The organism is Streptomyces sp. NPDC034043, assembly GCF_055575675.1.
Map to the genome: position 1 here is coordinate 93,829 of NZ_JBVISF010000007.1, position 25,426 is coordinate 119,254.

Sequence of the window (25,426 nt, forward strand, 5' to 3'; positions counted from 1 at the left end):
GCGCGTCGCGACGGTGCCGGACGGTCAGGCCCGTGCGACGGTGAACAGCACCTGGCGTACGGATGCCGATGCGGCTGGCGGCGTCGGCCGCGGTCGCGGAGGCCAACCAGCCGATATCGATGGGTCGAGGCCGCCGTCGATGCGGACCTTCACCGACACCCGCGCCCGCGGGTCGCACTCGCCGAACCCTTTCGGCGTCCAGGGAGGGCGCCATCGCGTACGGCGGGCGAGCCGAGGCGTCGATGCCCTGCGCCGGCAGAAGGACCTGGACCGCGGTGAGGCGCACCGTGCCGGGACGCACCCGATTCGTCGGCCGTGTCCATGTCCATCACCCGGCCGGCGCCGTCCCGGTGGACCGCGGACGCGCCGGAGCCGGATGGCGCGACACCCGGCACCGCGGTGTCTGGCGGCACATCACCGACCCAGACGGACGCAGCTGTCGTCGCAGCCGAAGCGCCCCCGGTCATCAGAGAGGCGAGTGCGGCGATGACGGTGAGACGAAGCCTGCCGGTGAGCACGGAGGCCCCCTTCACAGGTCCGCAGGACGCACCTGGCCGGATGACGCGATCGGCCGCATCCCAGGACGGTTTCGAGCTATTGGCCCGACTCGACCAGAGAAAAGGGGAAACCTACACCTACGACATGGACCAAGTGCGACGCCGGAGCGGCGAGGGGCGGTCGGCTGTGGAGTCCGGGTGACGCAAGCGGGGTTGGGCCGGAAGTGGTATCTGACGGACCGATTGCACCCGTCCGCCGCACCCCACGCGAACCACATCTCATATCTGAGATACGGTGCATCCATGGCAGACGACTACCTCGTACGCATCGGCAAGCTCATCCGTGACGCCCGGCAGCACCGGGGCTGGACACAGAGTCAGCTCGCCGACGCCCTCGGCACCAGCCAGAGTGCGGTGAACCGCATCGAGCGCGGCAACCAGAACATCAGCCTTGAGATGATCGCCCGAATCGGTGAAGCGCTCGACAGCGAAATCGTCTCCCTGGGCTACGCCGGCCCGATGCACCTGCGCGTCGTCGGCGGACGCCGCCTCTCCGGCTCCATCGACGTCAAGACGAGCAAGAACGCGTGCGTGGCGCTGCTGTGCGCCTCCCTGCTCAACAAGGGACGCACCGTCCTGCGGCGGGTGGCCCGCATCGAAGAGGTGTACCGGCTCCTCGAGGTCCTCAACTCCATCGGTGTCCGCACCCGCTGGATCAACGACGGCGTGGACCTGGAGATCGTCCCGCCGGCGCAGCTCGACATGGACGCCATCGACGCGGACGCGGCCCGCCGCACCCGCAGCATCATCATGTTCCTGGGCCCGCTCCTGCACCGCACGGACCAGTTCCGCCTGCCGTACGCCGGCGGCTGCGACCTCGGCACCCGCACCATCGAGCCCCACATGATCGCCCTGCGCCGCTTCGGCCTGGACATCACCGCCACCGAGGGCATCTACCACGCGAAGGTCGAGCCGGGGGTCTCCCCGGGCCGCCCCATCGTCCTGACCGAACGCGGGGACACGGTCACCGAGAACGCCCTGCTGGCCGCGGCCCGCCACGACGGCGTCACCGTCATCCGCAACGCCTCCTCCAACTACATGGTCCAGGACCTGTGCTTCTTCCTGGAGGCCCTGGGCGTCGAGGTCGAGGGCATCGGCACCACCACCCTGACCGTCCACGGCGTACCCGCCATCGACGTCGACGTGGACTACTCGCCCTCCGAGGACCCGGTCGAGGCGATGAGCCTCCTGGCCGCCGCCGTGGTGACGGAATCCGAACTCACCATCCGCCGCGTCCCGATCGAGTTCATGGAGATCGAGCTCGCGGTCCTGGAGGAGATGGGCCTCGACCACGACCGCTCGGCCGAGTACGTCGCCGACAACGGCCGCACCCGCCTGGTCGACCTCACGGTCCGCCCCTCCAAGCTCGAAGCCCCGATCGACAAGATCCACCCGATGCCCTTCCCCGGGCTGAACATCGACAACGTCCCGTTCTTCGCCGCCATCGCCGCGGCCGCCCAGGGCAAGACCCTGATCCACGACTGGGTGTATGACAACCGGGCCATCTACCTGACCGACCTGAACCGCCTCGGCGGCAGGCTCCAGCTCCTGGACCCCCACCGCGTCCTGGTCGAGGGCCCCACCCGCTGGCGCGCGGCCGAGATGATGTGCCCCCCGGCCCTCCGCCCCGCGGTGGTCGTCCTCCTCGCGATGATGGCGGCCGAGGGCACCTCGGTCCTGCGCAACGTGTACGTCATCAACCGCGGCTACGAGGAGCTCGCCGAGCGCCTCAACTCGGTCGGCGCCCAGATCGAGATCTTCCGGGACATCTGAGAAGCCGGAACGCTCGTCCCAGACAGGGCAGGGCTCGAAGCCCCCGTCGGCCGGTTCACGACCGGCCGACGGGGGCTTCACCGCTTCCCGGCCCGGGGGTCAGCCCAGGTACTTGTTCCGCCACTGCAATGGCGACATCGTCAGCGCTGCCTCCGCCAGTTCCCGGGCCGACGCGGTCTTGAGGCCGGCCAGCGAGGTGTCGATCCAGTCCTGAACGAGGGTGTTGCCTTGCGCCCGGTACTCCACCGCCTGCACCAGACACTCCAGCTTGTCCGCGTCCTTCGCCACGATCGCCTCGTGGCTGTCGTTGGCCTCGCACTCCTCGACGACCCTCAGCACGCCGGCCCGGACGGCAGGATGGGCCCGCCGGACCTGGTCCGCGGTGACGTCCACGTTGGGGGCGGCGTCGATGTACCGGCGGCCGATGTGAGGGATGTCCCCGATCCGGGTCTCCTGCGTGTCGTGGAAGAGACACATCAACGCGACCCTGGCCGGGTCGACGCCCTCCATCATGGCCAGCACCGCGCCGATGATCCCGACCCTGAACGAGTGCTCGGCGATCGACTCGGGGTTGTTGTTGCCGGTGAACCACCACCCCGTCCGCTTGGCCTGCTTCATGACGCCCATCTCGAAGATGAACGCCGCCGTGCCCTTCGCGTCCGCCGTCTCGTCTGCCATGGGGTGCCCTCCACTCTCAGGTGCGATCACGCAAAACGTAATGCACCTTGCTCAGTTCACGCCGGGACCTTTCGGAGACCCCGTGCCCGTCCAGCAGACGCCCGGTACGCTCCTCCAGATCCCGCACCAGCAGCCCCGCTGCCTGCGGGAGCCACGGGTGCGCGGTCAGCAGGGCCCACAGCGTGTGCGCGTACAGGTCGACGTACCCCGGGGCGTAGTGCAGCCCGTACGTCAGCCCCCGCAGCAACGTCAGCGGATCCCAGCCGGTCAGGTCCCGGTCCCGCATGAACCCGTCGTCAGCCTGCTGAAGCCGAACCCCACCGAGCCAGTACGCCCAGTAGTTCAGGTTCGCAGCCTCGGCGGCATCGTCCCCGGCCAGCGACCGCTCGATGAAGTCGAGCAGCGGCTGCGGGTCACCCAGCCGGGCCAGCGCCGTGGCAGTGGAACGGGCCTCCGCCCAGTGCTCCGACCATCCCCGCCGCGCCAGGACCCCCCGCCGTGCATGAAGGGCTTGCGCCGTCCACGAGACTGCCTCCGGCCCCCTGTCGTACGAAGCCAGGTACAGCGCCTGCCGGTGCAGCAGTGCCCCGCCCGTCCCCCGCCGTCTCCCTCAGGTGCTCGAAGAACTGCCCCCTCTCCCCGGGAGCGAGCAACGGTGCCAATGCCGAGGGCCCCCGCCTGGGAGCCGGGATCCGACCCGCCAGGGACGGGGGTGAAACACCGGTCAAGGCCCACGCCACCATGTGCGCGGTGTCCCTGGTGTGCACCCACGACGCCAGCGGATGCAGCTCCGTCTCCGCAGCCCTGACCAGGCCTACCCCGATGATCTGGTCGGCGTCCATCGCCGGATCGAGCAGCCCCACCACCTCGGCGTCCGCGCCGAGCGCCCCGAGCCGACGCCGCAGATTCAGCAGCGCCCCGGCCTTCATGTTCGCCAGCGGACGCCGTCCTGACTCCCATCCCTGCAGGGTCCCCAAGTCCACGCTCAGGGCCTCCGCCATGGCTGCCTGCGTACGTGGGACGGACTCCCGCGCCAGCCTCAGCACGAACCCCGCAACCGCTCCCGTGACCGCACGTCCCCGTGCGGGTGGTGTACCCGCCATGCCCAGCTCCCCGACGACGCTCCGTCCCCCAACACGTACTGCCAGTCAGTCCTACCGCCTCCGCTGCGGCCGTACCTTCAAGACGCGGAAACGAACAGGCCCCTTACGGGGAAAGCCCGTTGACGCTTCGGACAGTTCCCTCTCCGAGAGGAGCAATGCCATGGCCAGACCCCTTCCTCGCGCTACGCCCGGCGTCAGCGGACGCGTCCTTGTTCCACCCCAGCCGCAGCCCGGAGCACCGAGTCTCAGCCTCCGCCAGCGGGCCGCCGGCGGCTGGGAGCGCTTCATGCGCCGCGCGGACTTCGACATCCGGCAGGGCGAGAAGTGATCGAAGCGCCTCGCCCGTCGTCGCACCAGCACCTCCCCGAATGGCTGCGCGAGGGCGCTCGTGTCTACGACCCGGAACGTGACCGCGAGGCCGTGATCCAGTTCGTCGGGCCGTATGAGGACCCCGACACGGGCCGGTACATGCCGAGCGCGATCTTCCTGCGCCCCGAAGGTGGCGGCATCGAATGGATCGTCGCTCCCGACGTTCCCCGCCCTGCCGAAACCCGCTGAACCCACAGACTCCCCGGCGGAAGACCGGCCGGGCCGCACAGCGACCAGGAGTATTCGTCATGACCCAACAGACCGAGGTCACCGCGACCGAGACCAACGACAAGCAGGCCGACTCCATCCGCGACAAGATCGCCGCCTTCCGAAGCGAGGACAACGTCTCGATGATGGGCGGTTGGACCGAAGCTGCCCCGGCCGAGTAACTGCCGAGCGCACCTCAAACACGGCGTGCCCCGGGCGAGCGCAATTCGCCCGGGGCACGTTCCCACTCTCGCACCCGACAGGAGCAACCCGTGCGCTTCCTCAACATCCACCATGCCCGCGAAACCATCACCCGCCTCGCAGGTGCTCTGGAAGGCGAGTACCCCACGCCTGGCGGCCTCCCCGCCGCTTACCGCCGGATGATGACGGGCATGCGCCCCATCACACCGCCGGCCCAGGGAATCCGGATCTCCTTCAAGGAAGACGCATGGGGCCGCAACCTCGTCAACAACAAGACCTTCGAGAACGTCCTGGAGGGCTTGGAGGCCACCGCCGAGGATGACCGGATCGCCTGGGGCCGCGACTTCAAGTCCGCTGTCGTCCACACCCGCGGCCTGTATGCGGACCTCGGCGCCCTGGTGGACCTGGTCGTCACCGACGTCGTCCTGTTCACGTCGCGGAACAAGGGTGGCGGCACCTCGTCCCATTTGCCGGGGCTCATTAGCATGAGCCCCGGCCCCGACTGGAGGGTGCACGACTTCGCCGATTCCCTCGTGCACGAGACGGTCCACCTGAACGTGTTCCTCGCGGACATGGCCTACCGGCTCTACACCCTGCCGAGGAAGGTTCTGGAGGAAGACAAGTACCGCGTCCTCTCCGCCGTCAAGGTCGGACGGATGCGCCCGCTCGACAAGGCGTTCCATTCTGCCGTGGTCGCTCCGCCACTGATGTTCATGCAGGCCCTCCGCGGCGAGACGGAGCTGGTGGACAAGTTCCGCGTCTCGCTGCGCGTGTGCACGGACGGCCTGCTGGACAAGATCGGCTACTTCACCCCGTACGGGCAGGCGCTCGTTCAGGAGCTGCGCGACTTCACCGACGACTACGACATGGACCGCGTCGCCGCGTCGATCTCGGGGCAGGAATTCGCGCACTGGGACCTGACCCCGGCGGCCTGATCGGCTACAGCTCCAGCCTGATCCCGGCGTCCCGTGCAAGGGCCAGGGCGAGATCCAGTGCTCCGGGCCCCTGCACGGCGGCACCCCTCAGGAAAGCCGCCCCACCCACGTCCGCCATCGTGCAGTCCTCGAACCGCACCCGCTGCACCTGCACGTTGCCGAACTGGGCGCCGGTCAGATCGCAGTGCGAGAACAGCGCATCCCGCAGTTCGGCGAACTGGAAGTCCGCCTGCGTCAGGTTGCAGCCCTCGAAAGTCACCGACTTGAACTTCGAATGCCGCCACAGCGACAGGTCCGCTCGGTCCCCCTCGAACCGTACGTCGTTGAAATGCGACTGCGACCAGGACGCCCCGGTCAGACGGCCGGCCGTTACCTCGGCCCGTACGAGGGACACGTCCTGAGCGCGCAGCGTCGCGAAGTCGCAGGTCTGGAAAACCGTGTCGGAGAACACCGCCTGCCTCATGCACGCCCCGGTGAACCGCACCCCTTCGAGGCGGGACTGCTCAACCTCCACTAGCTCCAGGGTGTGACCGGCGAGAACGTCGCCGTTGTATGCCACGCCGCGGATCATCGCGTCCTCGACGAAAGCGTCATCAGGCCGGCTTGCACGGCGCAGAGTCGCGGGAAGCCGGGGCTTCTGGGGGTTCCTCGGGCGTACCGCTGTCACTGAGGGCATGGCCCCGGAGCCTAGCACCAACACCGTCCCGTAAATGGCGAATTGGCCTAGTTAGATAGGATTCGACTCCACACGCGTGGGCCGGTGGAGCGGCGGGCCGACGGCTTCACCGGTGGCGGGGGCGGGATTCGGCCGGATGGCTGATGGGGCCTCGCCCCCGGGGCGGTGCGGCGGGCAGAATCCCCCGGGACGGTGACGAGAGGCGGGGGCGGGCATGGTGGTGCGGACGGGCGGGGCCGGGGTTCCCGGGCTGGAGGGGGTGCCGTTGCTCGGGTCGCTCTTCGACCTGAAGACGGATTCCCTCGGGACATACGAGCGGGCCCGGCAGCGGCACGGGGACGTCGTACGGATCAGCGCCGGCCCGCCCGGGCTGCGCGCCGAGCTGTACTGCGTGTTCTCCGCAGAGGGCGCCCAGCGGGTGCTGGCCTCCGAGGCGGCCAACTTCCGCAAGGACAACGCCTTCTACCAGGAGGTCCGGGACTCCTTCGGCAACGGCCTGCTGACCAGCCAGGACACGGACTACCTGCGCCAGCGCCGGCTGGTGCAGCCGCTGTTCACCCGCAAGCGGGTCGACGGCTACGCCGGGGCCGTCGCCGCCGAGACCGAGGACACCCTGGCCGCGTGGACGCAGGCCCGGGACGGGATCGTCGACGTCTCCGCCGAGATGATGCACCTGGCCCTGCGCGCCGTGTCCCGGATCCTGTTCGGCGCGGACGTCGACGCCACCGTGGACGTCGTGCACCGGTGCTTCCCGGTCATCACGGAGTACGTGCTGCGCCGCGGCTACTCCCCCGCCAACCTCCCGCGCACCTGGCCGACCCCGGGCAACCGGCGGGCGGCCGCCGCGCTGGACGAGCTGTACGCCGTCTGCGACGGGATCATCGCCCGGCGGCGGGGGGACGCCTCCGGGCAGCCGGCGGGCGAGGACCTGCTGACGCTGCTCGCCGGTGCGCGGAGCGCGGACGACGGCACCTTCGACGCCGCCGAACTGCGGGACCAGGTACTCGTCTTCCTGCTCGCAGGGCACGAGACGACGGCGACCTCGCTGGCCTTCGCCCTGCACCTGCTCGGACGGCACCCCGAGGAGCAGGCCCGGGCCCGGGAGGAGGTCCGCGGCGTGCTGGGCGGCGGGCGTGCGCCGCAGGCCTCGGACCTGGAGCGGCTCCCCTACCTCACGCAGGTGCTCAAGGAGGCGATGCGGCTGTACCCGGCGGCCCCGGTGATCGGCCGCAAGGCGGTCGCCGCCACCGAGATCGAGGGCCATGCCGTCCCGGCCGGCGCCGATGTGATCCTGGCCCCCTGGGTGACGCACCGCCACCCCCGGTACTGGAGCGACCCGGAGCGTTTCGACCCCGACCGCTTCACGCCGGAGGCCGAGGCCGGCCGGCACCGCTACGCGTGGTTCCCCTTCGGCGGCGGCCCGCGCGCCTGCATCGGGCAGCACTTCTCGATGCTGGAGTCGGTGATCGCGCTGGCGATGCTGCTGCGCGCCTACGAGTTCGAGGCCGTGGACCAGGAGATCCCGGTGAGCGCCGGGATCACCCTGCGGGCGGAGGGACCGGCTCGCTGCCGGATCCGCCGCGTGGAGGTTTAGCGGGCCCGCGGTCGTCACGGGCCTCTGGAAGAGGAGATTCCGACCCGGTTTCCCCGTACGTACGCCGGCCCCCGCGCGTCGCGGACGGCTCCCGGCCGGCCCTGCGGAAGGTCGTCCGGGCCGACGGGGCCCGGCTGCGCGCGGCGCCGCGGCAGCGGGAGGGGCCGGTCAGCGGTAGTCGTCGGGGTGGTCCTGCATCCAGGTGTTGATCTCGTCCCGGGTGGTGGTCAGCGCGCTCTGGTGCTTCTTCAGGTTCTCGAAGCCGCGGTCACCGCCGAGTTGCCCGTCGAGCTTCGCGATCAGGGCGATCGGCTCGGGGAAGTGGCCGGGGCCCTTCGGGTCGGCCTTCATCGCCCGGTCCAGGCGGTGGAGTTCGTCGTGGACGCGGCCGAGGAAGTACGCGCAGTTGCCGGGGGTGCAGGAGTCGCCCAGGGTCGCCTGGAGTCCGGCGAAGGCGTCCCGGACGCGTTCGGGCGGTGCGGAGGGCAGGCCGCTCGCGGAGGCCGGGGCCGTGGGCCGGGCGGTGGGCGTCGCGGCCGGTGACGCGGGTGACGCGGGGGCGCCCGTACCGCCAGAGGCGCCGGGCGTCGGGGACGCGGCGGCGGAGGTGGCGGGCGATGCGGTGGCGGACGCCGAGGGCGGCGGGGCCGAGGCGGCCTTCGGCTCGGGCTCGCTCCCGCAGGAGACGGTGAAGGCCGCCAGGGCGACGGTCAGGGCTGCCGCGGCGGCGCCGCGCACGGTCGATCGGAACATCGGAAATTCCCCCCGGTTTTGCGATGAACCGCCGAGCCTACCTGCCCCGCTCGTCCGGGACGGGAGCCGGGGTGTGGTTGCCCTGGAGGTGTTCCAGGTCCGAGGGCCGCACCTGGATCGCGAGGAGCGCGATGACGGCGCCGGCGAGCGTGAAGAGGGACGCCGCCACGAAGGCCGCGGTCACGCCCGAGGTGAGCACCTGGTCGGCCCAGGGGCGGGGGAGCTGCCCGGTGCGCGTGAAGAAGGCCTTCTGTTCCGGGCTCGCGGTGCCGAGGAAGGCCGGCACCTGCTCCTTCGCCTCGTTGCGGCTGGCCGTTCCGAAGACGGTGACCAGGATCGACAGCCCCAGTGACCCGCCGACCTGCTGCATCGAGTTGAGCAGCCCGGAGGCCGCGCCGGACTCGCGGTCGGGGACGCCGGACAGGGCCATCAGCGTCAGCGAGACGAACTGCAGCCCCATGCCAGTGGCGAACACCAGGAGCGGGCCGAGGATGCTGCCCGGGTAGGTGGAGTGGACGTCGCTGAGCGTCAGCCAGCCCAGTCCCGTCGCGCAGCACAGCGCGCCGGCGACCATGAAGGGCTTGGGCCCGTACTTGGGCAGCAGCTGGGAGGCGAATCCGGCCGCCAGCGCGACCGTGACGCTGACGGGCAGGAAGGCGAGTCCGGCCCGCAGCGGGCTGAAGCCGAGGACGTTCTGCACGAACAGGGTCAGGAAGAAGAACATGCCGAAGATCGCGCAGGCGAGGAAGAGCATGATCCCGTAGGTTCCCGCGCGGTTGCGGTCGGCGAACATGTGCAGCGGGGTGATCGGCTGGGGCGAGCGCCGCTCGTTGAGGAGGAACAGGGCCAGCAGGACCACGGCGGCGGCGAAGGAGCCGAGGGTGAGCCCGTCGCGCCAGCCCTCCTGGGAGGCGCGGATGAAGCCGTAGACGAGGCTGACCATGCCGCAGGTGCCCAGCAGCGCGCCGGGGAGGTCGAAGTGCCCGGCGTGGCGCGCGGACTCGCGCAGGACCCGGGCGGCCAGGAAGGCGATCAGCAGCGCGATCGGGACGTTGACGAAGAGCACCCAGCGCCAGTCGAGCCACTGGACCAGCACCCCGCCCGCCACGAGCCCGATCACACCGCCGCCGGCGGATACGGCGGCGAACACGCCGAAGGCCCGGTTGCGTGCCGGGCCTTCGCGGAAGGTGGTGGTGATCAGGGCGAGCGAGGTCGGGGAGGCGACGGCCGCGCCGACACCCTGGAGGGCCCGGGCCGCCATCAGCTGGCCGGCGTTCTGGGCGAGTCCGCCGAGGAGGGAGGCCAGGCCGAAGAGCAGCACTCCGAAGACGAAGACGCGCTTCCTGCCGAGGATGTCGCCGGTGCGGCCGCCCAGCAGGAGCAGGCCTCCGAAGGTGAGGGTGTAGGCGTTGACCACCCAGGAGAGGCTCTCGGTCGAGAAATCGAGGGCGGTCTGGATGTGTGGTAGCGCGATGTTCACGACGGTGATGTCGAGCACGACCATGAGCTGGCACGAGGCAATGACGAACAGGGCCAGCCCGTTTCCGCTCCCGCGGAGCTTGCCGTCGGTCCCGTTGTCGCTCGGCAGTGCGTTCGGGTCCACCAGTCGACGCTAAGCCCGGAGACGGAGGTCCACCACTCGAACGGCCTATACCATGTGACATTGTACATGCCACAATGGGGATCATGGATGACTTCCTCAGGCTCTCCGCCGACACGGCCCGGTTCACGTACGGCTCCCCCCGGGCGTTCTCCTTCGGCGACGACGGCCGCCTCCTCTGGTTCCTGCGCTCCACGGGCCCCACCGACCCCCTGGAGAGCCTCTGGATCCTCGACACCGCCACCGGCACCGAAACCCGGCTCGCCGACCCGCGCGCGCTCTCCCCCGAGCCCGGCCCGCTCCCCGTCGCCGAGCGCCGGCTGCGCGAGCGCACCCGGCTCGTCGCCGCCGGGATCGGCTCGTACGCCCTCACCGGCGACGGCCGCCACGCCGTCTTCCCGCTCTACGGAAAGCTGTACGAGGTCACCTGCGACGGCACCGGCACGCCCTCGCCGGTCCCCACCGCCGGCCCCGCCCTGGACCCCCGCCCCAACACCGACGGCTCCCGCATCGCGTACGTCACGGACGACGCCCTGTACGTCCACCCGGGCGGCCGCGCCAGCCCCGCCGACGGAGCCCGCTGGGGCGTCGCGGAGTTCGCCGCCGCCGAGGAACTCGGGCGTACCCGGGGCCACTGGTGGTCCCCCGACGGGGTCACCCTGCTCGCCGCCCGCGTCGACGAGAGCGCCCTCCAGCGCCGCCACTTCACCGACCCGGCGCACCCGGAGCTCCCGGCCGAGGACTTCGCGTACCCCGAGGCGGGCGGCCCCAACGCCGACGTGCAGCTCTGGGTGCTCGGCCCGGACGGCGGCCGGGTCCGGCTCGACTGGGACGCCGAGGCCTTCCCCTACGTCTCCGACGCGGGCTGGGACTCCGGGACGGAGATCCTGCTGACCGTCCAGGACCGGCTCCAGCGCAACGTGCTGCTGCTGAGCGCCGACCCGGCCACCGGCCGCACCACCGAACTCTCCCGGACCACGCACCCCCAGTGGGTGGACCCGCTCGTGCCCGGCACCCCGGCCCGGCTGCCCGACGGCCGGATGCTCACCGCCACCGACACCCCCGGCGGGGCCGCGCGCGCCCTCGCCGTCGACGGCAAGCCGCTCACCGGTGACGGGATACAGGTCCGCCGGGTGGCCGGCCTGCACCAAGGCCTGCTGCTGATCGAGGCCGGGCAGCGCGACCCCGCCGAGCAGCAGGTGCTGCTGCTGGACCCCGACAGCGGTGCGCTGACCCCGCTCGCCGACGGTCCCGGGGTGCACTCCGTGTCCGCCGCGGCCTCCGGGGCGCTGCTGCTCACCGGCGCCGGCGCCGGGGGGATCCGGCGCACCGTACGCACCCCCGACGGCCGGGAGTCCAGCCCCGCCGATCTGTCCGCGCCGCTGCCGTACCGGGTGGAACCGGTCCTGGAGCGGGTCACCGAACACGGGGTCCCGAGCGCGCTCGTGCTGCCCCGCGGCCATGTCCCCGGCCGGAAGCTGCCCGTCCTGGTGGACGGTTACGGCGGACCCGGCTTCCAGGACGTGTGCGCCGAGCCGCGCCGCTGGCAACACCGCCAGTGGTGGGCCGACCAGGGCTTCGCCGTGGTCACCGTCGACAACCGGGGTACCCCGTACGTCTCGCCCGCCTTCACCCACGCCATGTACCGGGGCTTCTCCGAGGTCACCCTCGAGGACCAGGTCGCGGCGCTGCGGGCGCTCGGCGAGCGCCACCGCGACCTCGACCTCGGCCGGGTCGGGGTGCGCGGCTGGTCGTACGGCGGCTACCTGGCGGCCATGGCCGTGCTGCGCCGCCCGGACGTCTTCCACGCGGCGGCCGCCGGGGCCGCGCCGACCGACTTCCGGCACTACGACACCGCGTACACCGAGCGCTACCTCGGACTCCCGCGGGAGAACCCGCGGGTGTACGAGCGTGACTCCCTGATCCCCGACGCGCCCGCGCTGGTCCGGCCGCTGCTGCTCGTCACCGGCCTGGCCGACGACAACGTCCACCCCTCCCACACCCTGCGCCTGTCCAGGGCCCTCACCGACGCCGGGCGCCCGCACCAGCTGCTGGCGCTGCCCGGCGTCACGCACATGACCCCGGGCGGGGCACGGGAGAAGATCATGGCGCTGGAGCTGGAGTTCTTCCGCCGCGAGCTGGGCCCGGCCGGCTGAGCGGCGCGAACGGCGCGGGGCCCCGGGGACTTCGTCGTCCCCGGGGCCCCTCCCCCTCCCGCGGTCCCGTCGGTCACCCGGGACCCCGCCGCCTACGCCAGGTGGCACGCCACCTCGCGCGAGGCGACGAGCCGCAGCGTCGGCCGCTCGGTGCGGCAGATCTCCTGCGCCAGGGGGCAGCGCGGATGGAAGGTGCATCCCGGGGGCGGGGCGGCCGGGCTCGGCGGGTCGCCGAGCAGCACGATCCGCTCACGCCGCCGCTCCGCCGCCGGGTCGGGCAGCGGTACGGCGGACAGCAGCGCCCGGGTGTAGGGGTGCTGCGGGTTCTCGTAGAGGGACTTCTTGTCCCCGATCTCGACGATCCGGCCGAGGTACATGACCGCCACCCGGTCGCTGACCCGCTTGACGACCGACAGGTCGTGCGCGATGAACACGTAGGCCAGGCCCAGTTCGGCGCGCAGCCGTTCCATCAGGTTGACGATCTGCGCCTGGACGGAGACGTCGAGGGCGGAGACCGGTTCGTCGGCGATGACCAGCCGGGGGCTGGTGGCGAGCGAGCGGGCGATGCCGATGCGCTGGGCCTGGCCGCCGGAGAACTCGTGCGGGTAGCGGTCGATGTGCTCGGGGATCAGCCCGGTCAGCTCCATCAGCTCGGCGGCCCGGCGGCGGGCGTCCGCCGCGCTCCAGCCCTGCACCATCAGCGGGTCGGAGATGATCCGGGCCACCGTCTGGCGGGGGTTGAGGGAGGAGTGGGGGTCCTGGAAGACCATCTGGATGTTCCTGCGCAGGGGCCTCAGCTCGCCCTGGGAGAGGTGGCTGATGTCCCGGCCGTCGAAGGAGACGCTGCCGGAGGTGGGTTCCAGCAGCCGCACCAGCATCCGGCCGGTGGTGGACTTGCCGCAGCCGGACTCGCCGACGAGGCCGAGGGTGCGGCCCGCCTCCAGGTCGAAGGAGATCCCGTCGACGGCCCGTACGGGTGCCGCCCGGCGCCCGGTCAGCGAGCGCTTGCCGGGGAAGGTCATGGTCAGGTCCCGTACGGAGAGCAGGGGCCCGGCCGGGTCGTCCGGCCGTGCGGCCCGGTCCTGGCGGGCGGCCGGGGCGGTCATCGGGACACCTCCGGGGTGGGGGCGGGGGCGGAGCCCGCGAAGTGGCAGGCGGCCGTCCGGGCCGGGGACCCGTACGGGAGCAGCTCGGGCAGCTCGGCCGCGCAGCGCTCGCGCTCCTGCGGCGGGCCGGCGGCGGCCCGGGGGCAGCGGGGAGCGAAGGCGCAGCCCGGGGTGCGGTTGAGCAGCGACGGCGGGGAGCCGGGGATGGAGGGCAGCGGGACGTCGTCGGCGCTGTCGAGGCGGGGCAGGGAGTCGAGCAGGCCCCGGGTGTAGGGGTGGGCGGGGTCGGCGAACAGGGCGTCCGCGGGGGCCTGTTCCGCGGCCCGGCCGCCGTACATGACCAGCACCTCGTGGGCGACGCGGGCCACCACGCCCAGGTCGTGCGTGATCATCACGACGCCGAGGCCGCGTTCCTCCTGGAGGCGGGCGATCAGTTCGAGGATCTGCGCCTGGACGGTGACGTCGAGGGCGGTGGTGGGCTCGTCGGCGATGAGCAGGTCGGGTTCGCAGGCGAGGGCCATGGCGATCATCGCGCGCTGGCGCATGCCGCCGGAGAACTGGTGCGGGTACTCCCCCGCCCGGCGGGCCGGTTCGGGGATGCCCACCTCGCCGAGCATGTCGACGGCGCGTTTGCGGGCGGCGGCCCGTCCGGCCTTGAAGTGCACGCGGAAGTGCTCGGCGATCTGCTCGCCGACGGTGTAGTAGGGGTGCAGGCTGGACAGCGGGTCCTGGAAGATCATGGCCATCCTGCGGCCGCGCACCTTGGCCAGTTCCTTCTCGGGCAGGCCGGTGAGCTCCTGCCCGGCGAGGGTGACGGAGCCGCTGACCTCGGCGCCGGTGCGGTGCAGGCCCATGACGGCGAGGGAGGTGACGGACTTCCCCGATCCGGATTCTCCGACGATGCCGAGGGTGCGGCCCGCCTCGACGGTGAAGCCGAGCGAGTCGACGGCGCGTACGGTGCCGCGCGGGGTGGTGAACGTGACGCACAGGTCGCGCACTTCGAGCAGCGGGGTGGTCATCAGTACCTCACCCTCGGGTCGATGACGGCGTACAGGAGGTCGACGGCGAGGTTCGCGACGACGATGAAGAAGGCGGCGAGCAGGGTGACGCCGAGGACCACGGGCTGGTCGGAGCTGACGAGGGCTCCGTAGAAGAGCCTGCCGACGCCGGGGAGCCCGAAGATGGACTCGGTGATGACGGCTCCGGCGAGCAGGCCGCCGAGGTCCATGCCGAAGATGGTGAGGATCGGGGTCATGCCGGAGCGCAGCCCGTGTTTGACGACGACCGTGCGCTCGGGCATGCCCTTGGCGCGGGCGGTGCGGATGTACGGCTCGGCCATCGCCTCGATCATCGAGCCGCGGCTCTGGCGGGCGTACATGGCGGCGTAGAGCAGGGCGAGCGCGGTCCAGGGCAGCAGCAGGTTCGCGGCCCAGCCGAGTGGGTCGTCGGTGAAGGGCTGGTAGCTGGGGTAGGGCAGCAGTCCGGCGGTGCGGATGACCCCGTAGATGAGCATGACGGAGGTGAAGTAGACGGGCAGGGAGGCCGCGGCGACCGCGCCGACCATCAGGGCCTTGTCGGTGGCGGTGTCCTTGCGCAGGGCGGCGGTCACGCCGGCGCCGAGGCCCAGCAGGAGCCAGAGCGCGGCGGCGCCGACGGCGAGGGAGGCGGAGACCGGGAGCCGGTCCATCAGCAGGTCCCAGACCGGCAGGGAGTTCTCGTACGAGTAGCCCAGGCAGGGGAAGTCGCACTGGACGGCGTACTGGCCGGAGCCGAGGGTGCGGCCGGTGAAGATGCCGGTGAGGAAGTCGGCGAACTGCCGCCACAGGGGCTGGTCGAGGCCCAGGTGGGCGCGTACGTCGGCCAGTCGTTCGGCGCTGCACGTCTTGCCGCAGGCGGCGGCGGCCGGGTCGGAGGGCAGGACGTAGAAGATGAGGAAGGTGACGGCCGCGATGGCGAGGAGCACGCCGGCCAGGGCGACGAGGCGGCGCAGGAGGTAGAGGATCAACTGCGGCCGCCCCTCGGGTCGAGGACGTCGCGCAGGGCGTCGCCGAGGAGGGTGAAGGCGAGGACCGCGAGGAAGAGGAAGACGCTCGGGATGACGAAGTACATCGGGTCGGTCTCGTAGAAGGCCACGGACTCGGCGATCATCTGGCCCCAGGACGGGGTGGGCGGGCGGACCCCGACGCCGAGGTAGCTGAGCGCGGCCTCGGTGCTGATCATGCCGGGGATGAGCAGGGTGGTGTAGGCGATGACGGGGGCGGCGACGCCCGGGAGGATGTCGCGGGTCAGGATGCGCCAGGCGCTCGATCCGCCGACGCGGGCGGCGTCGACGTACTCGCGGTGTTTGAGGGAGAGGGTCTGGCCCCGGACGACGCGGGCGACTCCGGGCCAGCCGAAGAGCCCGATGACGGCGGTCATCAAGGCGATGCGGTTGACGTCCTTGGCCACCGACAGCATCGCGATCATGAAGATCAGCGAGGGGAAGGACATGGTGAGGTCCATCAGCCGGGACAGGACGGCGTCGGTGCGGCCGCCGAAGTAGCCGGCCGCGATGCCGGCGGCGGTTCCGGCGAGGACGACGATGGCGGTGGCCGCGAAGGCGATGAGCAGGGAGACCTGGGCGCCGTGGACGACGCGGGCGAACAGGTCGCGTCCGGTGACGGGTTCGACGCCGAGCCAGTGCTCGGGGCTGATCCCGCCGAGGGAGCCGAGCGGGAGGCCGCCGAGGTAGGGGTCGACGGCGCTCTTGTCGAACTCCTCGGGGGACCAGCCGCCGAGCGCTCCCAGCCAGGGGGCGGTGGCGGCCATCAGGACGAAGAGGAGGACGACGGCGGCGCTGACGCGGACGGCGGGGCGGCGGCCCAGTTCCCGCCGGGCGAGCTGCCAGGGGCTGCTGCCCGGGGGGAGGTCCTTGGCCGGTGCTCCGGGCGGTGGGGCGTCGGGGGCCGGGGCTCCGGACGCCGGTGCGGTGGTGGTCATGGCGCTGTGGGTCCCTGGCCGCCTCAGCCCTGGCTCTTCGAGGGGTCCTTGAGGCCGACGGTCGCGTAGTCGATGGTGCCGGTCCAGACGGGGTGGCCGTAGGCGCCGGCGATGTTGGGGCCGACGAGCAGCGGCTTGCGCTTGAGCATGACGGGGACGGACGGGGACTTCTTCATGATCTCCGCGTCTAGGTCGATCCAGGCCTGGTTGGCCTGCTTGGCGTCGGCCATGGCGTTGATCTCGTCGATCCGCTTCATGACGGCCTCGTCGCGGAACTGGCTGTAGTTGCCCTGGTTGCCCTTGTCCTTGATGGTGCGTCCGTCGAAGACGAAGGGGATCCAGGTGGAGCCGGAGGGGTAGTCGGGGCACCAGCCGGTGAGGGTCATGTCGGGCGTGGTGGAGAGGTCGCCGATGACGTCGTAGTAGGCGCCCGGGTCGACGGTGTCGATGACGACCTCGACGCCGGCGCGGGACAGGCCCTGCTGGATGGCCTCGGCCTTGCCCTTGTCGCCGGTGGAGACGGCCAGGGAGACCTTCAGGCTCTCCTTGCCGGCGGTCTTGAGGAGTTCCTTCGCCTTGGCGGGGTCGCCGGACGGGGCGATCTTGAGGGTGTCGGCCTGCTTGCCGCCGGACAGGGCCGGGGGCAGGTAGGCGGTGGCCGTCTCGTTGAGGGCGGGGCCGCCGCTCGCGGTGATGACGGCCTCCTTGTCGATCGCGTACTGCATGGCCTCGCGGACCTTGGGGTCGTTGAAGGGGGCGCGGGAGTTGTTCAGGTGGAGCATCTCGGTACAGCCCTGGGACTCGGCGAGCAGGCGCGCCTTGACGTCCGGCTTGGGCAGTACCTTGGGGGCGCTTTCGGGGCGCATGTCGGAGTACTGGACGGCGGAGGCGTCGGCGCCCTCGCCGGCGATGATCCGGTCGTCGATCTGACCGCCCTTGAGGCCCATGACCACCACGAACTTGTCGGGGTAGGCCTTGCGGACGGTGTCGGTCTTCGGATCCCAGTGCTCGTTGCGGACGAGCACGAGCTTCTTGTCGCGGTCGTACGTCTCGATCTTGTAGGGGCCGGAGGAGAAGGGGCGGGCGTCGTACTGGGTGCCCTTCTCCTGGGCCTGGGGGACGGGCGCGAAGGTCGGCAGGGTGGCGGTGGCGGAGAACTCGGCGACCGGGCGCTTGAGTTCGAACACGATCGTCCGGTCGTCGGGGGTCTTCACGGAGTCGAGGTGCTGGCCCTGGAGGGGGCCCTTGTAGCCCTCGGTGCCGGCCAGGTACTGGGCCGCGTAGTCGGGGCCGCCGGTGAGGTCGGGGGCGAAGGAGCGTTCGACGTTGTACTTGATGTCCTGGGCCTTGATGGGGCTGCCGTCCTCGTACTTGACGCCTTCCTTGAGGGTGAAGGTCCAGGTGCGGCCCCCGTTGGAGGGGGTGCCGAGGTCGGTGGCGAGGTCGGGGACCAGTTCGCTCCCCGCCTTGCCGGGCTCGGCCTTGAAGGTGACGAGCGTGCGGTAGAGCAGCCGGGTCCCGAAGTCGATGGTCGGCATGACCCAGTTGCGGGCGGGGTCGAGGTGGGAGAAGTCCTGGTTGGACAGGACGGTGAGGGTGCCGCCCTTGACCGGGGTGCCGCCGAGGACCTTCCCCTCGTTGGCGGTGGCCGGGTTGGACGCGCCGCCGGCCGCGGGGCCCTTCTTGGTGCCGGAGCAGCCCGAGGCGCCGAGTACGAGCGTCGCCACCAGGGCGGTGGCGAGGGTGAGCTGGGTGCGCTTGGTCATGGGTCACTCCAGGGAAGGGCCGCGCTTTAGGGTGTGACCGGTAACATAGTAATGTGAAATTGCACTGACAAGGGGTTGTCGCCGCCGTTATCCAGCCGTGTCCAAAACCCGTTGGGTGAACGCGAGTTGGGCCCGGACCCGAAGGTCCGGGCCCTGGGGCCGTACGTGTTCAGCCCCTGCGTGACGCGGGGTCGGATCGCCTGGGATGCCGCGTCGGACGCCGGGGCCGGCCCCGGCTCAGACGCCCGAGCCGAGCACGCCCGGTGTGCGGCCCACGGGTTCGTCGCGGCCCTGGGCCCAGAGTGAGCGGACGTGACCGAGGTGGCGCTGCATGCAGGCCTCGGCGGCCTCCGCGTCGCCGGAGAGCATCAGGTCGAGCAGCTCGATGTGCTCCTCGGCGGAGGAGACCAGCTTGCCGGCCTCGTCCAGGCCCGTGAGGCCGTACAGCCGGGACCGCTTGCGCAGGTCGCCTACGGTCTCGACCAGGCGCTCGTTGCCCGCGAGGGCGAGCAGGCCGAGGTGGAAGCGGCGGTCGGCCTCCAGGTAGCCGATGAGGTTGTGCTCGCGGGCGCTGCTGACGATCTCCTCCGCGACGGGGCGCAGGGCCTCCAGCTGCTCGGCCGTGGCGACCTTGGTGATCTTGCCGATGGTCGGGACCTCGATCATCGTGCGCAGTTCGGTGTACTGGTCCAGGTCGCGCTCGCTGACCTCGGTGATCCGGAAGCCCTTGTTGCGGACCGGCTCCACCAGGCCCTCACGGGCCAGGTCGAGCATGGCCTCGCGGACCGGGGTGGCGGAGACGCCGAGCTCGGCGGCCAGGCCGGGCGCCGAGTACACGCTGCCGGGGCGCAGTTCGCCCGCTATCAGGGCGGCCCGGAGGGCATGGCCGACCTGGTCGCGGAGCCGCTCCTGCGCCTTGATGAGACTGTGCTGCTTCAGGTCACCCATTGCTCTTCCTCCGAGACCCCGCACACCAGCGACGGGCAGGGGAACAGCGTACAATGTCACGTTTCGCCGCTGTCCCCGGTCGCCGCCCGGTAGATCGCCACCGCCACCGCCAGATCCTCCCAGGCCATGCCCACGCTCTTGAAGAGCTGGGGACAACTCGGCCGCCCCGTCAGCGGATCGCGGCCCCTCACCAGGTCGGCGAGGGTACCGCTGATATGACCGGGCCCGATCGCCCCCTCGGCCTCCGGCACCAGCAGGTCCCCCGCCTCGCGCAGCGCCGCCGCGCGCGACTCGACGTACACCGCCGCGCGTCGCACGAGGGCGGTGTCCGTCTCCCGGGCGTCCGGCTCGTGCGAGCCGACGGCGACGACCACCGCTCCCGGGGCGACCAGCCGTCCGTCGAACAGCGGCTCCCGGGCGGTCGTGCAGCACAGGATCAGATCGGCTCCGGCCACCTCCTCGGCGGTGCCCGTACCGGTGCGGGCCGCGACCCCGAGGGACCGGGCGTGCGCGGCCAGCCGGGCGGCGCCCTCCGCGCCCCGGGCTACGACCACCGCCCCGGCCAGCTCCCGGACGGCGAGCACCGCTTCGAGGTGGCCGTACGCCTGCGGGCCGGAGCCGAAGAGCAGCAGCCGCAGCGGCCGCCCCTCCGGGGCCAGATGGCGCAGGGCGAGCGCGGACACCGCCGGGGTGCGCAGGGCGGTCAGGGCCGCGCCGTCGAGCAGGGCCAGCGGGGACAGGGTCGGGCCGTCCAGGAGGAGGTAGCTGCCGGTGATCCGGGGCAGCCCCCGCGCGGGGTTGGCGGGCGCGACCCCGGCGATCTTCACCCCGGCGTACGAGCCCGTGGCCGCCGGCATCAGCAGCAGCTCCCCCGCCGGGACGGGGACGCCGGTGCGCTGCGGGCAGGCCTCCGGATCCAGACCGGCGCGCAGGGCACCGGCCAGGGCGTCGACGGCGGCCGCCGGGGTGAGCAGGCGGGCCATATCCCCGGCGCCGAACTGCCGGAGCGGGGCTCCGGCGCCCCCGGCCGGGGCGGGCGGGGGCGTCACAGCAGGAAGCCCGCGCCGAGGGCGTCGTACGGGTCGGCGGTGAAGAGGTGCTCGCCGGTGCGGTAGGCCGTACCGGTGACCTCGGTGACCCCGTCCCCCAGGATCCTCCCGGTGAAGACGGTGCCGGTCACCGACTCGTGCAGCAGGTCCTCCCCCGCCCCGAGCCGGCCGTCCTCCGCCAGCAGCGCGAGCCGGGCGGAGGTGCCGGAGCCGCAGGGCGAGCGGTCGGTCTGCCCGTCGGCGAAGACGGTGACGTTGCGCTGGTGCGGCCCGAAGGGGGTGTCGGGCAGCTCCTCGTGGAGGATCACCCCGTAGACGCCCGACAGCAGCGGCCCGCCCGGGTGCCAGGCCGCGGGGTGGGTGGCCAGCGCGGCGCGGATCTCCCGCCCGGCGCGCACCAGGGACGGCAGCGCGGCCCGGGTGACCTCCAGGCCGAGGTCGCGTGCGGCGACGGAGGCGTAGCAGGCCCCGGCGTGCGCGATATCCACCTCCGCGATGCCGAGGGTGGTGGCGACCGGGACCTTGCGGGCGGCGACCCGGGCCGGGACGTTGCGGAAGGTGACCCCGGTGGTGCGGCCCTGCGCCCGGTGGACGGTGGCCGTGACCCGGCCCGACGGTACGTCGATGCGCACCTGGGCGTCCCCGTCGTCGGGGGCGGCGACCCGCCCGGTGTCCACGGCCCAGGCGCCGAGCGCCATGGTGCCGTGGCCGCACGCGGTGGAGTAGCCGTCCTTGTGCCAGAAGAGCACCCCGAGGTGGGCCCCGTCGTCGTCCGGGGGCACGACGAACCCGCCGTACATCCCGGCGTGCCCGCGCGGTTCCTGTACGAGCATCCGCCGTACGTCGTCCAGCGGGCCCCGGCGCGGCGCGGTCCCGGAGCCTCCGGGGCCGATGGCCGTGGCGCAGCGCTCGGCGACGGTGTCCCCCGGGACGGGGGGCATCCCGTCGGCGGCGGTGTCGGCGATGCGGAAGGGCTCCCCCGCCGTGTGGTAGTCGGTGGTGCGGACGGCGGTCACAGCAGGAACCCTCCGGGGAAGGGGTCGGTCGGGTCGAGGAAGTACTGGGCGGTGCCGGTGATCCAGGCCCGGCCGGTGACGGTGGGGACCACGGCCGGGTGTCCGCCGACCGTGGTCCCGCCGACGAGCCGGCCCGTGAACTCGGTGCCGATGAAGGACTCGTTGACGAAGTCCGTGCCGAGCGGCAGCAGCCCCCGGGCGTGCAGCTGGGCCATGCGCGCGCTGGTCCCCGTACCGCAGGGCGAGCGGTCGAACCAGCCGGGGTGGATGGCCATGGCGTGCCGGGAGCGGCGGGCGTCGGAGCCGGGGGCGGCGAGGTAGACGTGCTTGACCCCGGCGATGGAGGGGTTCTCGGGGTGCACGGGGCGGTCGGGGCCCGCGTTGACCGCGTCCATGACCGCGAGCCCGGCCGCGATCAGGTCGTCCTTGCGGGCCCGGTCGAAGGGGAGCCCGAGGGCGTCGAGTTCGACGAAGGCGTAGAAGTTGCCGCCGTAGGCGAGGTCGTAGGTGACCGTGCCGAAGCCGGGGACCTCGGCCTTCAGGTCCAGGCCCACGCAGAAGGAGGGGACGTTGGTGAGGGTGACGGCGGTGGCGGCACCGTCCTCGACGCGTACGTCGACGCTCACCAGTCCGGCCGGGGTGTCGAGCCGGACCGTGGTGACCGGCTCGACGGCCGGGACCATGCCGGTCTCGACCAGGACCGTCGCCACCCCGATCGTGCCGTGCCCGCACATGGGCAGCAGGCCCGACACCTCGATGTAGAGCACGCCGAAGTCGGCGTCGGGCCGGGTGGGGGGCTGGAGGAGGGCGCCGCTCATCGCCGCGTGGCCGCGCGGCTCGTACATGAGCAGGGTACGGACGTGGTCCATGTGCTCCATGAAGTGGAGCCGCTTGTCGGCCATGGTGGCGCCGGGGATCACCCCGACTCCCCCGGTGATCACCCGGGTGGGCATGCCCTCGGTGTGGGAGTCCACCGCGTGGTAGATGTGGCGCGTGCGCATTCCGGTTCCCTCCGTCGTCCCCTCCGGGGGACCTAGTTGAGTCCTTCGGCCAGGGCCTTCTCGGTGGCGGCGCGCACGGCGGCCTCGGTCTCCCCGGTGAGCGGGAAGCGGGGCGGGCGGGTGGCGCCGCCGGGGCGTCCGGCGAGGTCCATGGAGAGCTTGATGGCCTGGACGAACTCGGTCTTGGAGTCCCAGCGGAGCAGGGAGTGCAGCGACTTGTAGAGCGGCAGGGCGGTGGCGAGGTCGCCGGCGACGGCGGCCCGGTACAGGGTGGCGCAGGACTGCGGCAGGGCGTTGGGGTAGCCGGCGATCCAGCCGACGGCGCCCGCGAGGGCCAGTTCGAGCAGGACGTCGTCGGCGCCGATGAGCAGGTCGAGGCCGGGGGCGAGTTCGGCGATCTCGTAGGCCCGGCGGACGTCGCCGCTGAACTCCTTGACGGCGACGATGCTGCCGTCGGCGTGCAGGCGGGCGAGGAGGGAGGGCGTCAGGTCCACCTTGGTGTCGTACGGGTTGTTGTACGCGACCACCGGCAGGCCCGAGCCGGCGACCTCCGCGTAGTGGGCGCGTACGGTCTCCTCGTCGGCGCGGAAGGCGTTGGGGGGCAGGAGCAGGACGGAGCCCGCTCCGGCCTCGGCGGCCTGGTCGGCCCAGCGGCGGGCCTCGGCGCTGCCGTACGCGGCCACGCCGGGCATGACGCGGGCACCGTCGCCGGCGGCCTCGACTGCGGTGCGGACGACGCGGGCGCGCTCCTCGTCGGTGAGGGTCTGGTACTCGCCGAGGGAGCCGTTGGGGACGACGCCGTCGCAGCCGTTGGCGATGAGCCAGGCGACGTGTTCTGCGTAGGCGTCGTAGTCGACGGTGAGGTCGGCGCGCAGGGGCAGGGCGGTGGCGACCATGATGCCGTGCCAGGGGCGGGTGCGGGTGTCGGGGCGGGGCGCGGGGGTGGGCGCGTGGTTCATGAGGGGGCTCCCTAGTGTGGTGTGTGACATTTTACTAGCGGGTGTGAGGTGGCCACAAGGGTCCGGGGGGACCGATCAGCGGCCGGGGGCGGGAAGTTGGCCGCTAGGAGGAGGCCCGCCCGAGGGAGAGCCGTCCGAGGGGGACCCGTCCGACGCGGACCCGTCCGACGTGGGCCCGCCCGGGGGGGCGTCTTGCGGGGCCGTCCGCTCCAGGCCGGCCAGGTGGCGCAGCGGAACCGGGCAGGACAGCGGGCGCCGGTCCGGTGCGGGGGACTCCCCCGCCAGGGCGGCCACGGCCGGACCGCACATCCGGCCCTGGCACCAGCCCATACCGGCCCGGGTGAGCAGTTTGACCGTACGGGCGTCCCGCGCGCCCAGGTCCCGGGCGGCCTCGCGGATCCGGCCCGCCGGGACCTCCTCGCAACGGCACACGTCGGTCTCCTCGCGCAGCCAGCCGGTCCAGCCGGGGCCGGGGCGGTGGGCGGCGGCCATGGCGTCGGCGAAGGCGCGCAGCCGGGCGCGACGGCGGACCAGGGCGGCCGGAACGGGCCGTCCGGCGATCGCGTGGGCGGCGATCTCCCCTTCGGCGAGCGCCAGTTCGGCGCCGCCGATGCCCCCCGTCTCGCCCGCCGACCAGACGCCGGGGACGGAAGTGCGCTGCGCCGCGTCCAGCTCCAGGGCGGCCGTGCCGTCGGGGCAGCGGCGGGTGGCGCAGCCGAGTCCGGTGGCCAGCTCCAGCTGCGGAACCAGGCCGTGGCCCACCGCGAGGGCGTCGCAGGGGATCCGGCGGGCGGTGCCGGGCAGGGGGCGCCAGTCCTCGTCGAGCCGGGTGACGGTGACCGCCTCGACCCGGCCGGTGCCGTGCGCCTCGGTGACGGCGTGCCGGGTCAGCAGACGGATGCCGTGGCGCAGCAGGGCGCGGCCGTACGTGGCGCCTTCGGCGAGTTTGGCGGGGTTGCGCAGCAGGGCCGGGGTCCGGGGGGCGTACGCGGTGTAGGAGGCGGCCTCGACGACGGCGGGCACGGCGGCTCCGGCGGCGGCGAGGGAGCCGGCCACGGCGAGGAGGAGGGGGCCCGATCCGGCGACGACGACGCGGCGGCCGGGCAGGACGAGGTTGTTCTTGAGCATGGCCTGCGCTCCGCCGGCGCCGACGACCCCGGGCAGCGTCCAGCCGGGGAAGGGCAGCTGCCGTTCGTAGGCGCCGGTGGCGAGGAGGACGTGGCGGGCGTGCCGGGTCGCGGGCGCCTCGTCGGGACCGTGGCCGGCCACCGCGTGCAGGGTCCAGGTGCCGGCGGGTGCGGGGACCACCGTCCAGACGTGGTGCCCGGGGAGGTAGGTGACGCGGCCCGCCGCCTCGTGGGCGCGCAGGGCGGCTTCGCGGGTGGCGAAGGCCCGCCAGCCGTGGTGCAGGGCCTGGGGGCGGGCTGCGCCGAGGGCGGGGGCGGGGTGGCGGTAGTACTGGCCGCCGGGGCGGTCGGCGGCGTCGAGGAGGACGACGCGCAAGCCGAGGCGGGCCGCGGTGACGGCGGCGGCCAGCCCGGCGGGGCCGGCGCCGATGACGGCGAGGTCGGCGAGGTCGGCGAGGTCGGCGGCTGCCCCCGCGCCGGCGGGGGTGGCGCGGTCAGACGGCGAGGTCGGCATGGCCGGTGCCCTCCTGGGTGGTGACGGTGTCTCCGGGACGGGCGGGGACGAGGCAGGCCCGCTGGTTGGGGCGGCCGTTGACGGTGACGAGACAGTCGTAGCAGGCGCCGATCCCGCAGAAGGCCCCGCGGGGGGCGCCGCCCTCACGGGTGGTGCGCCACGCGAGGATCCCGGCGGACCACAGGACGGCGGCGATGGACTGGCCCTCCTGGGCCGGGAGTTCGCGGCCGTCGAAGCTGATCGGGTGGGCGGCCGCCGGGCTGCCGCCCACCAGCTCGCGGGGGCTGCGCATCAGGGTCTCCTCGGGGTGCGGTCGCCCTGGCCGGGCGGGTGGGGCGGGGCTGCGGGGGCTGGGGGCG

The 25,426-nt window shown here is 72.7% G+C and carries 24 protein-coding genes; 7 read left to right on the plus strand and 17 right to left on the minus strand.

Annotated features, from left to right (window positions below):
- Positions 1-800 precede the first annotated feature (800 nt).
- Positions 801-2,330, plus strand: a complete 1,530-nt coding sequence (locus ACZ51S_RS18870) for a helix-turn-helix domain-containing protein (RefSeq protein ID WP_388938499.1) — start codon at positions 801-803, stop codon at positions 2,328-2,330.
- 99 nt (positions 2,331-2,429) lie between these two features.
- Here the strand turns inward: ACZ51S_RS18870 and ACZ51S_RS18875 are convergent, their stop codons facing one another.
- On the minus strand, positions 2,430-3,008 hold the full coding sequence (locus tag ACZ51S_RS18875) for an HD domain-containing protein (RefSeq protein WP_468961493.1): 579 nt from the start codon (positions 3,006-3,008) through the stop codon (positions 2,430-2,432).
- Positions 3,009-3,024: 16 nt separating this feature from the next.
- A complete protein-coding gene (locus ACZ51S_RS18880; RefSeq protein ID WP_468961495.1) occupies positions 3,025-3,294 on the minus strand; it encodes a hypothetical protein in 270 nt (89 codons plus the stop codon).
- A gap of 496 nt (positions 3,295-3,790) precedes the next feature.
- On the opposite strand from ACZ51S_RS18880, the gene ACZ51S_RS18885 reads away from it, so the two are divergent.
- The 4 genes from ACZ51S_RS18885 to ACZ51S_RS18900 all read left to right on the plus strand — a co-directional run bounded on the left by ACZ51S_RS18885 (position 3,791) and on the right by ACZ51S_RS18900 (position 5,823).
- Positions 3,791-3,961 carry a hypothetical protein gene (locus ACZ51S_RS18885; RefSeq protein WP_468961497.1) on the plus strand — a complete coding sequence of 57 codons (171 nt, stop codon included), beginning with the start codon at positions 3,791-3,793 and terminating at the stop codon, positions 3,959-3,961.
- Positions 3,962-4,435: 474 nt separating this feature from the next.
- Positions 4,436-4,669 carry a hypothetical protein gene (locus ACZ51S_RS18890; protein WP_468961499.1) on the plus strand — a complete coding sequence of 78 codons (234 nt, stop codon included), beginning with the start codon at positions 4,436-4,438 and terminating at the stop codon, positions 4,667-4,669.
- A 59-nt stretch (positions 4,670-4,728) separates the two neighbouring features.
- A complete protein-coding gene (locus ACZ51S_RS18895; protein WP_468475395.1) occupies positions 4,729-4,869 on the plus strand; it encodes a hypothetical protein in 141 nt (46 codons plus the stop codon).
- Positions 4,870-5,079: 210 nt separating this feature from the next.
- A complete protein-coding gene (locus ACZ51S_RS18900; RefSeq protein WP_468885780.1) occupies positions 5,080-5,823 on the plus strand; it encodes an aKG-HExxH-type peptide beta-hydroxylase in 744 nt (247 codons plus the stop codon).
- A 4-nt stretch (positions 5,824-5,827) separates the two neighbouring features.
- Here ACZ51S_RS18900 and ACZ51S_RS18905 read toward each other — a convergent pair whose 3' ends face one another.
- Positions 5,828-6,382, minus strand: a complete 555-nt coding sequence (locus ACZ51S_RS18905; protein WP_468475393.1) for a pentapeptide repeat-containing protein — start codon at positions 6,380-6,382, stop codon at positions 5,828-5,830.
- A gap of 331 nt (positions 6,383-6,713) precedes the next feature.
- Between ACZ51S_RS18905 and ACZ51S_RS18910 the strand changes: the two genes are divergently transcribed.
- Positions 6,714-8,093 carry a cytochrome P450 gene (locus ACZ51S_RS18910; RefSeq protein WP_468475392.1) on the plus strand — a complete coding sequence of 460 codons (1,380 nt, stop codon included), beginning with the start codon at positions 6,714-6,716 and terminating at the stop codon, positions 8,091-8,093.
- Between the two features lie 168 nt (positions 8,094-8,261).
- Here ACZ51S_RS18910 and ACZ51S_RS18915 read toward each other — a convergent pair whose 3' ends face one another.
- Positions 8,262-8,846, minus strand: a complete 585-nt coding sequence (locus ACZ51S_RS18915) for a hypothetical protein (protein ID WP_468475391.1) — start codon at positions 8,844-8,846, stop codon at positions 8,262-8,264.
- Between the two features lie 37 nt (positions 8,847-8,883).
- Positions 8,884-10,449 (minus strand): MFS transporter, encoded by a 1,566-nt coding sequence (locus ACZ51S_RS18920; protein WP_468802759.1) that lies wholly within the window; start codon positions 10,447-10,449, stop codon positions 8,884-8,886.
- A gap of 83 nt (positions 10,450-10,532) precedes the next feature.
- On the opposite strand from ACZ51S_RS18920, the gene ACZ51S_RS18925 reads away from it, so the two are divergent.
- Positions 10,533-12,602, plus strand: coding sequence for a S9 family peptidase (locus ACZ51S_RS18925; protein WP_468961502.1), 2,070 nt, complete (start codon positions 10,533-10,535; stop codon positions 12,600-12,602).
- Positions 12,603-12,694: 92 nt separating this feature from the next.
- Here the strand turns inward: ACZ51S_RS18925 and ACZ51S_RS18930 are convergent, their stop codons facing one another.
- The 12 genes from ACZ51S_RS18930 to ACZ51S_RS18985 form a co-directional block, all read right to left on the minus strand.
- Complete coding sequence (locus ACZ51S_RS18930; RefSeq protein ID WP_388938487.1) at positions 12,695-13,708, minus strand: ABC transporter ATP-binding protein; 1,014 nt, start codon at positions 13,706-13,708, stop codon at positions 12,695-12,697.
- Positions 13,705-14,727, minus strand: coding sequence for an ABC transporter ATP-binding protein (locus ACZ51S_RS18935; protein WP_468475388.1), 1,023 nt, complete (start codon positions 14,725-14,727; stop codon positions 13,705-13,707). The genes ACZ51S_RS18930 and ACZ51S_RS18935 overlap by 4 nt, the downstream gene beginning before the upstream one ends.
- Positions 14,727-15,713, minus strand: a complete 987-nt coding sequence (locus ACZ51S_RS18940; protein WP_388938483.1) for an ABC transporter permease — start codon at positions 15,711-15,713, stop codon at positions 14,727-14,729. The genes ACZ51S_RS18935 and ACZ51S_RS18940 overlap by 1 nt, the downstream gene beginning before the upstream one ends.
- A complete protein-coding gene (locus ACZ51S_RS18945; protein WP_388938480.1) occupies positions 15,710-16,687 on the minus strand; it encodes an ABC transporter permease in 978 nt (325 codons plus the stop codon). The genes ACZ51S_RS18940 and ACZ51S_RS18945 overlap by 4 nt, the downstream gene beginning before the upstream one ends.
- A 23-nt stretch (positions 16,688-16,710) precedes the next feature.
- Positions 16,711-18,453: an ABC transporter substrate-binding protein gene (locus ACZ51S_RS18950; RefSeq protein WP_468961504.1), complete on the minus strand. Its 1,743-nt coding sequence runs from the start codon at positions 18,451-18,453 to the stop codon at positions 16,711-16,713.
- 237 nt (positions 18,454-18,690) lie between these two features.
- Positions 18,691-19,401, minus strand: a complete 711-nt coding sequence (locus ACZ51S_RS18955; RefSeq protein WP_468475385.1) for a GntR family transcriptional regulator — start codon at positions 19,399-19,401, stop codon at positions 18,691-18,693.
- Between the two features lie 56 nt (positions 19,402-19,457).
- On the minus strand, positions 19,458-20,384 hold the full coding sequence (locus ACZ51S_RS18960; protein WP_468961506.1) for an ornithine cyclodeaminase family protein: 927 nt from the start codon (positions 20,382-20,384) through the stop codon (positions 19,458-19,460).
- A 62-nt stretch (positions 20,385-20,446) separates the two neighbouring features.
- The gene (locus tag ACZ51S_RS18965; protein ID WP_468475384.1) at positions 20,447-21,466 is read right to left on the minus strand and encodes a proline racemase family protein; all 1,020 of its coding nucleotides are present in this window, start codon (positions 21,464-21,466) and stop codon (positions 20,447-20,449) included.
- The gene (locus tag ACZ51S_RS18970) at positions 21,463-22,467 is read right to left on the minus strand and encodes a proline racemase family protein (protein ID WP_468475383.1); all 1,005 of its coding nucleotides are present in this window, start codon (positions 22,465-22,467) and stop codon (positions 21,463-21,465) included. The genes ACZ51S_RS18965 and ACZ51S_RS18970 overlap by 4 nt, the downstream gene beginning before the upstream one ends.
- A gap of 32 nt (positions 22,468-22,499) precedes the next feature.
- Positions 22,500-23,426 (minus strand): dihydrodipicolinate synthase family protein, encoded by a 927-nt coding sequence (locus ACZ51S_RS18975; RefSeq protein ID WP_468165208.1) that lies wholly within the window; start codon positions 23,424-23,426, stop codon positions 22,500-22,502.
- 75 nt (positions 23,427-23,501) lie between these two features.
- Positions 23,502-25,067 carry an FAD-dependent oxidoreductase gene (locus ACZ51S_RS18980; RefSeq protein WP_468961508.1) on the minus strand — a complete coding sequence of 522 codons (1,566 nt, stop codon included), beginning with the start codon at positions 25,065-25,067 and terminating at the stop codon, positions 23,502-23,504.
- Complete coding sequence (locus ACZ51S_RS18985) at positions 25,048-25,359, minus strand: (2Fe-2S)-binding protein (RefSeq protein ID WP_388938466.1); 312 nt, start codon at positions 25,357-25,359, stop codon at positions 25,048-25,050. The genes ACZ51S_RS18980 and ACZ51S_RS18985 overlap by 20 nt, the downstream gene beginning before the upstream one ends.
- Positions 25,360-25,426: the final 67 nt, after the last annotated feature.

Coding starts and splice junctions, on each gene's coding strand:
- ACZ51S_RS18900 (WP_468885780.1), top strand. CDS start 5,080: ATGCGCCCCATCACACCGCCGGCCCAGGGAATCCGGATCTCCTTCAAG.
- ACZ51S_RS18975 (WP_468165208.1), bottom strand. CDS start 23,426: ATGAACCACGCGCCCACCCCCGCGCCCCGCCCCGACACCCGCACCCGC.
- ACZ51S_RS18970 (WP_468475383.1), bottom strand. CDS start 22,467: ATGCGCACGCGCCACATCTACCACGCGGTGGACTCCCACACCGAGGGC.
- ACZ51S_RS18945 (WP_388938480.1), bottom strand. CDS start 16,687: ATGACCACCACCGCACCGGCGTCCGGAGCCCCGGCCCCCGACGCCCCA.
- ACZ51S_RS18985 (WP_388938466.1), bottom strand. CDS start 25,359: ATGCGCAGCCCCCGCGAGCTGGTGGGCGGCAGCCCGGCGGCCGCCCAC.
- ACZ51S_RS18915 (WP_468475391.1), bottom strand. CDS start 8,846: ATGTTCCGATCGACCGTGCGCGGCGCCGCCGCGGCAGCCCTGACCGTC.
- ACZ51S_RS18880 (WP_468961495.1), bottom strand. CDS start 3,294: ATGCGGGACCGGGACCTGACCGGCTGGGATCCGCTGACGTTGCTGCGG.
- ACZ51S_RS18955 (WP_468475385.1), bottom strand. CDS start 19,401: ATGGGTGACCTGAAGCAGCACAGTCTCATCAAGGCGCAGGAGCGGCTC.
- ACZ51S_RS18875 (WP_468961493.1), bottom strand. CDS start 3,008: ATGGCAGACGAGACGGCGGACGCGAAGGGCACGGCGGCGTTCATCTTC.
- ACZ51S_RS18925 (WP_468961502.1), top strand. CDS start 10,533: ATGGATGACTTCCTCAGGCTCTCCGCCGACACGGCCCGGTTCACGTAC.
- ACZ51S_RS18930 (WP_388938487.1), bottom strand. CDS start 13,708: ATGACCGCCCCGGCCGCCCGCCAGGACCGGGCCGCACGGCCGGACGAC.
- ACZ51S_RS18910 (WP_468475392.1), top strand. CDS start 6,714: ATGGTGGTGCGGACGGGCGGGGCCGGGGTTCCCGGGCTGGAGGGGGTG.
- ACZ51S_RS18870 (WP_388938499.1), top strand. CDS start 801: ATGGCAGACGACTACCTCGTACGCATCGGCAAGCTCATCCGTGACGCC.
- ACZ51S_RS18950 (WP_468961504.1), bottom strand. CDS start 18,453: ATGACCAAGCGCACCCAGCTCACCCTCGCCACCGCCCTGGTGGCGACG.
- ACZ51S_RS18885 (WP_468961497.1), top strand. CDS start 3,791: ATGCAGCTCCGTCTCCGCAGCCCTGACCAGGCCTACCCCGATGATCTG.
- ACZ51S_RS18935 (WP_468475388.1), bottom strand. CDS start 14,727: ATGACCACCCCGCTGCTCGAAGTGCGCGACCTGTGCGTCACGTTCACC.
- ACZ51S_RS18980 (WP_468961508.1), bottom strand. CDS start 25,067: ATGCCGACCTCGCCGTCTGACCGCGCCACCCCCGCCGGCGCGGGGGCA.
- ACZ51S_RS18960 (WP_468961506.1), bottom strand. CDS start 20,384: ATGGCCCGCCTGCTCACCCCGGCGGCCGCCGTCGACGCCCTGGCCGGT.
- ACZ51S_RS18895 (WP_468475395.1), top strand. CDS start 4,729: ATGACCCAACAGACCGAGGTCACCGCGACCGAGACCAACGACAAGCAG.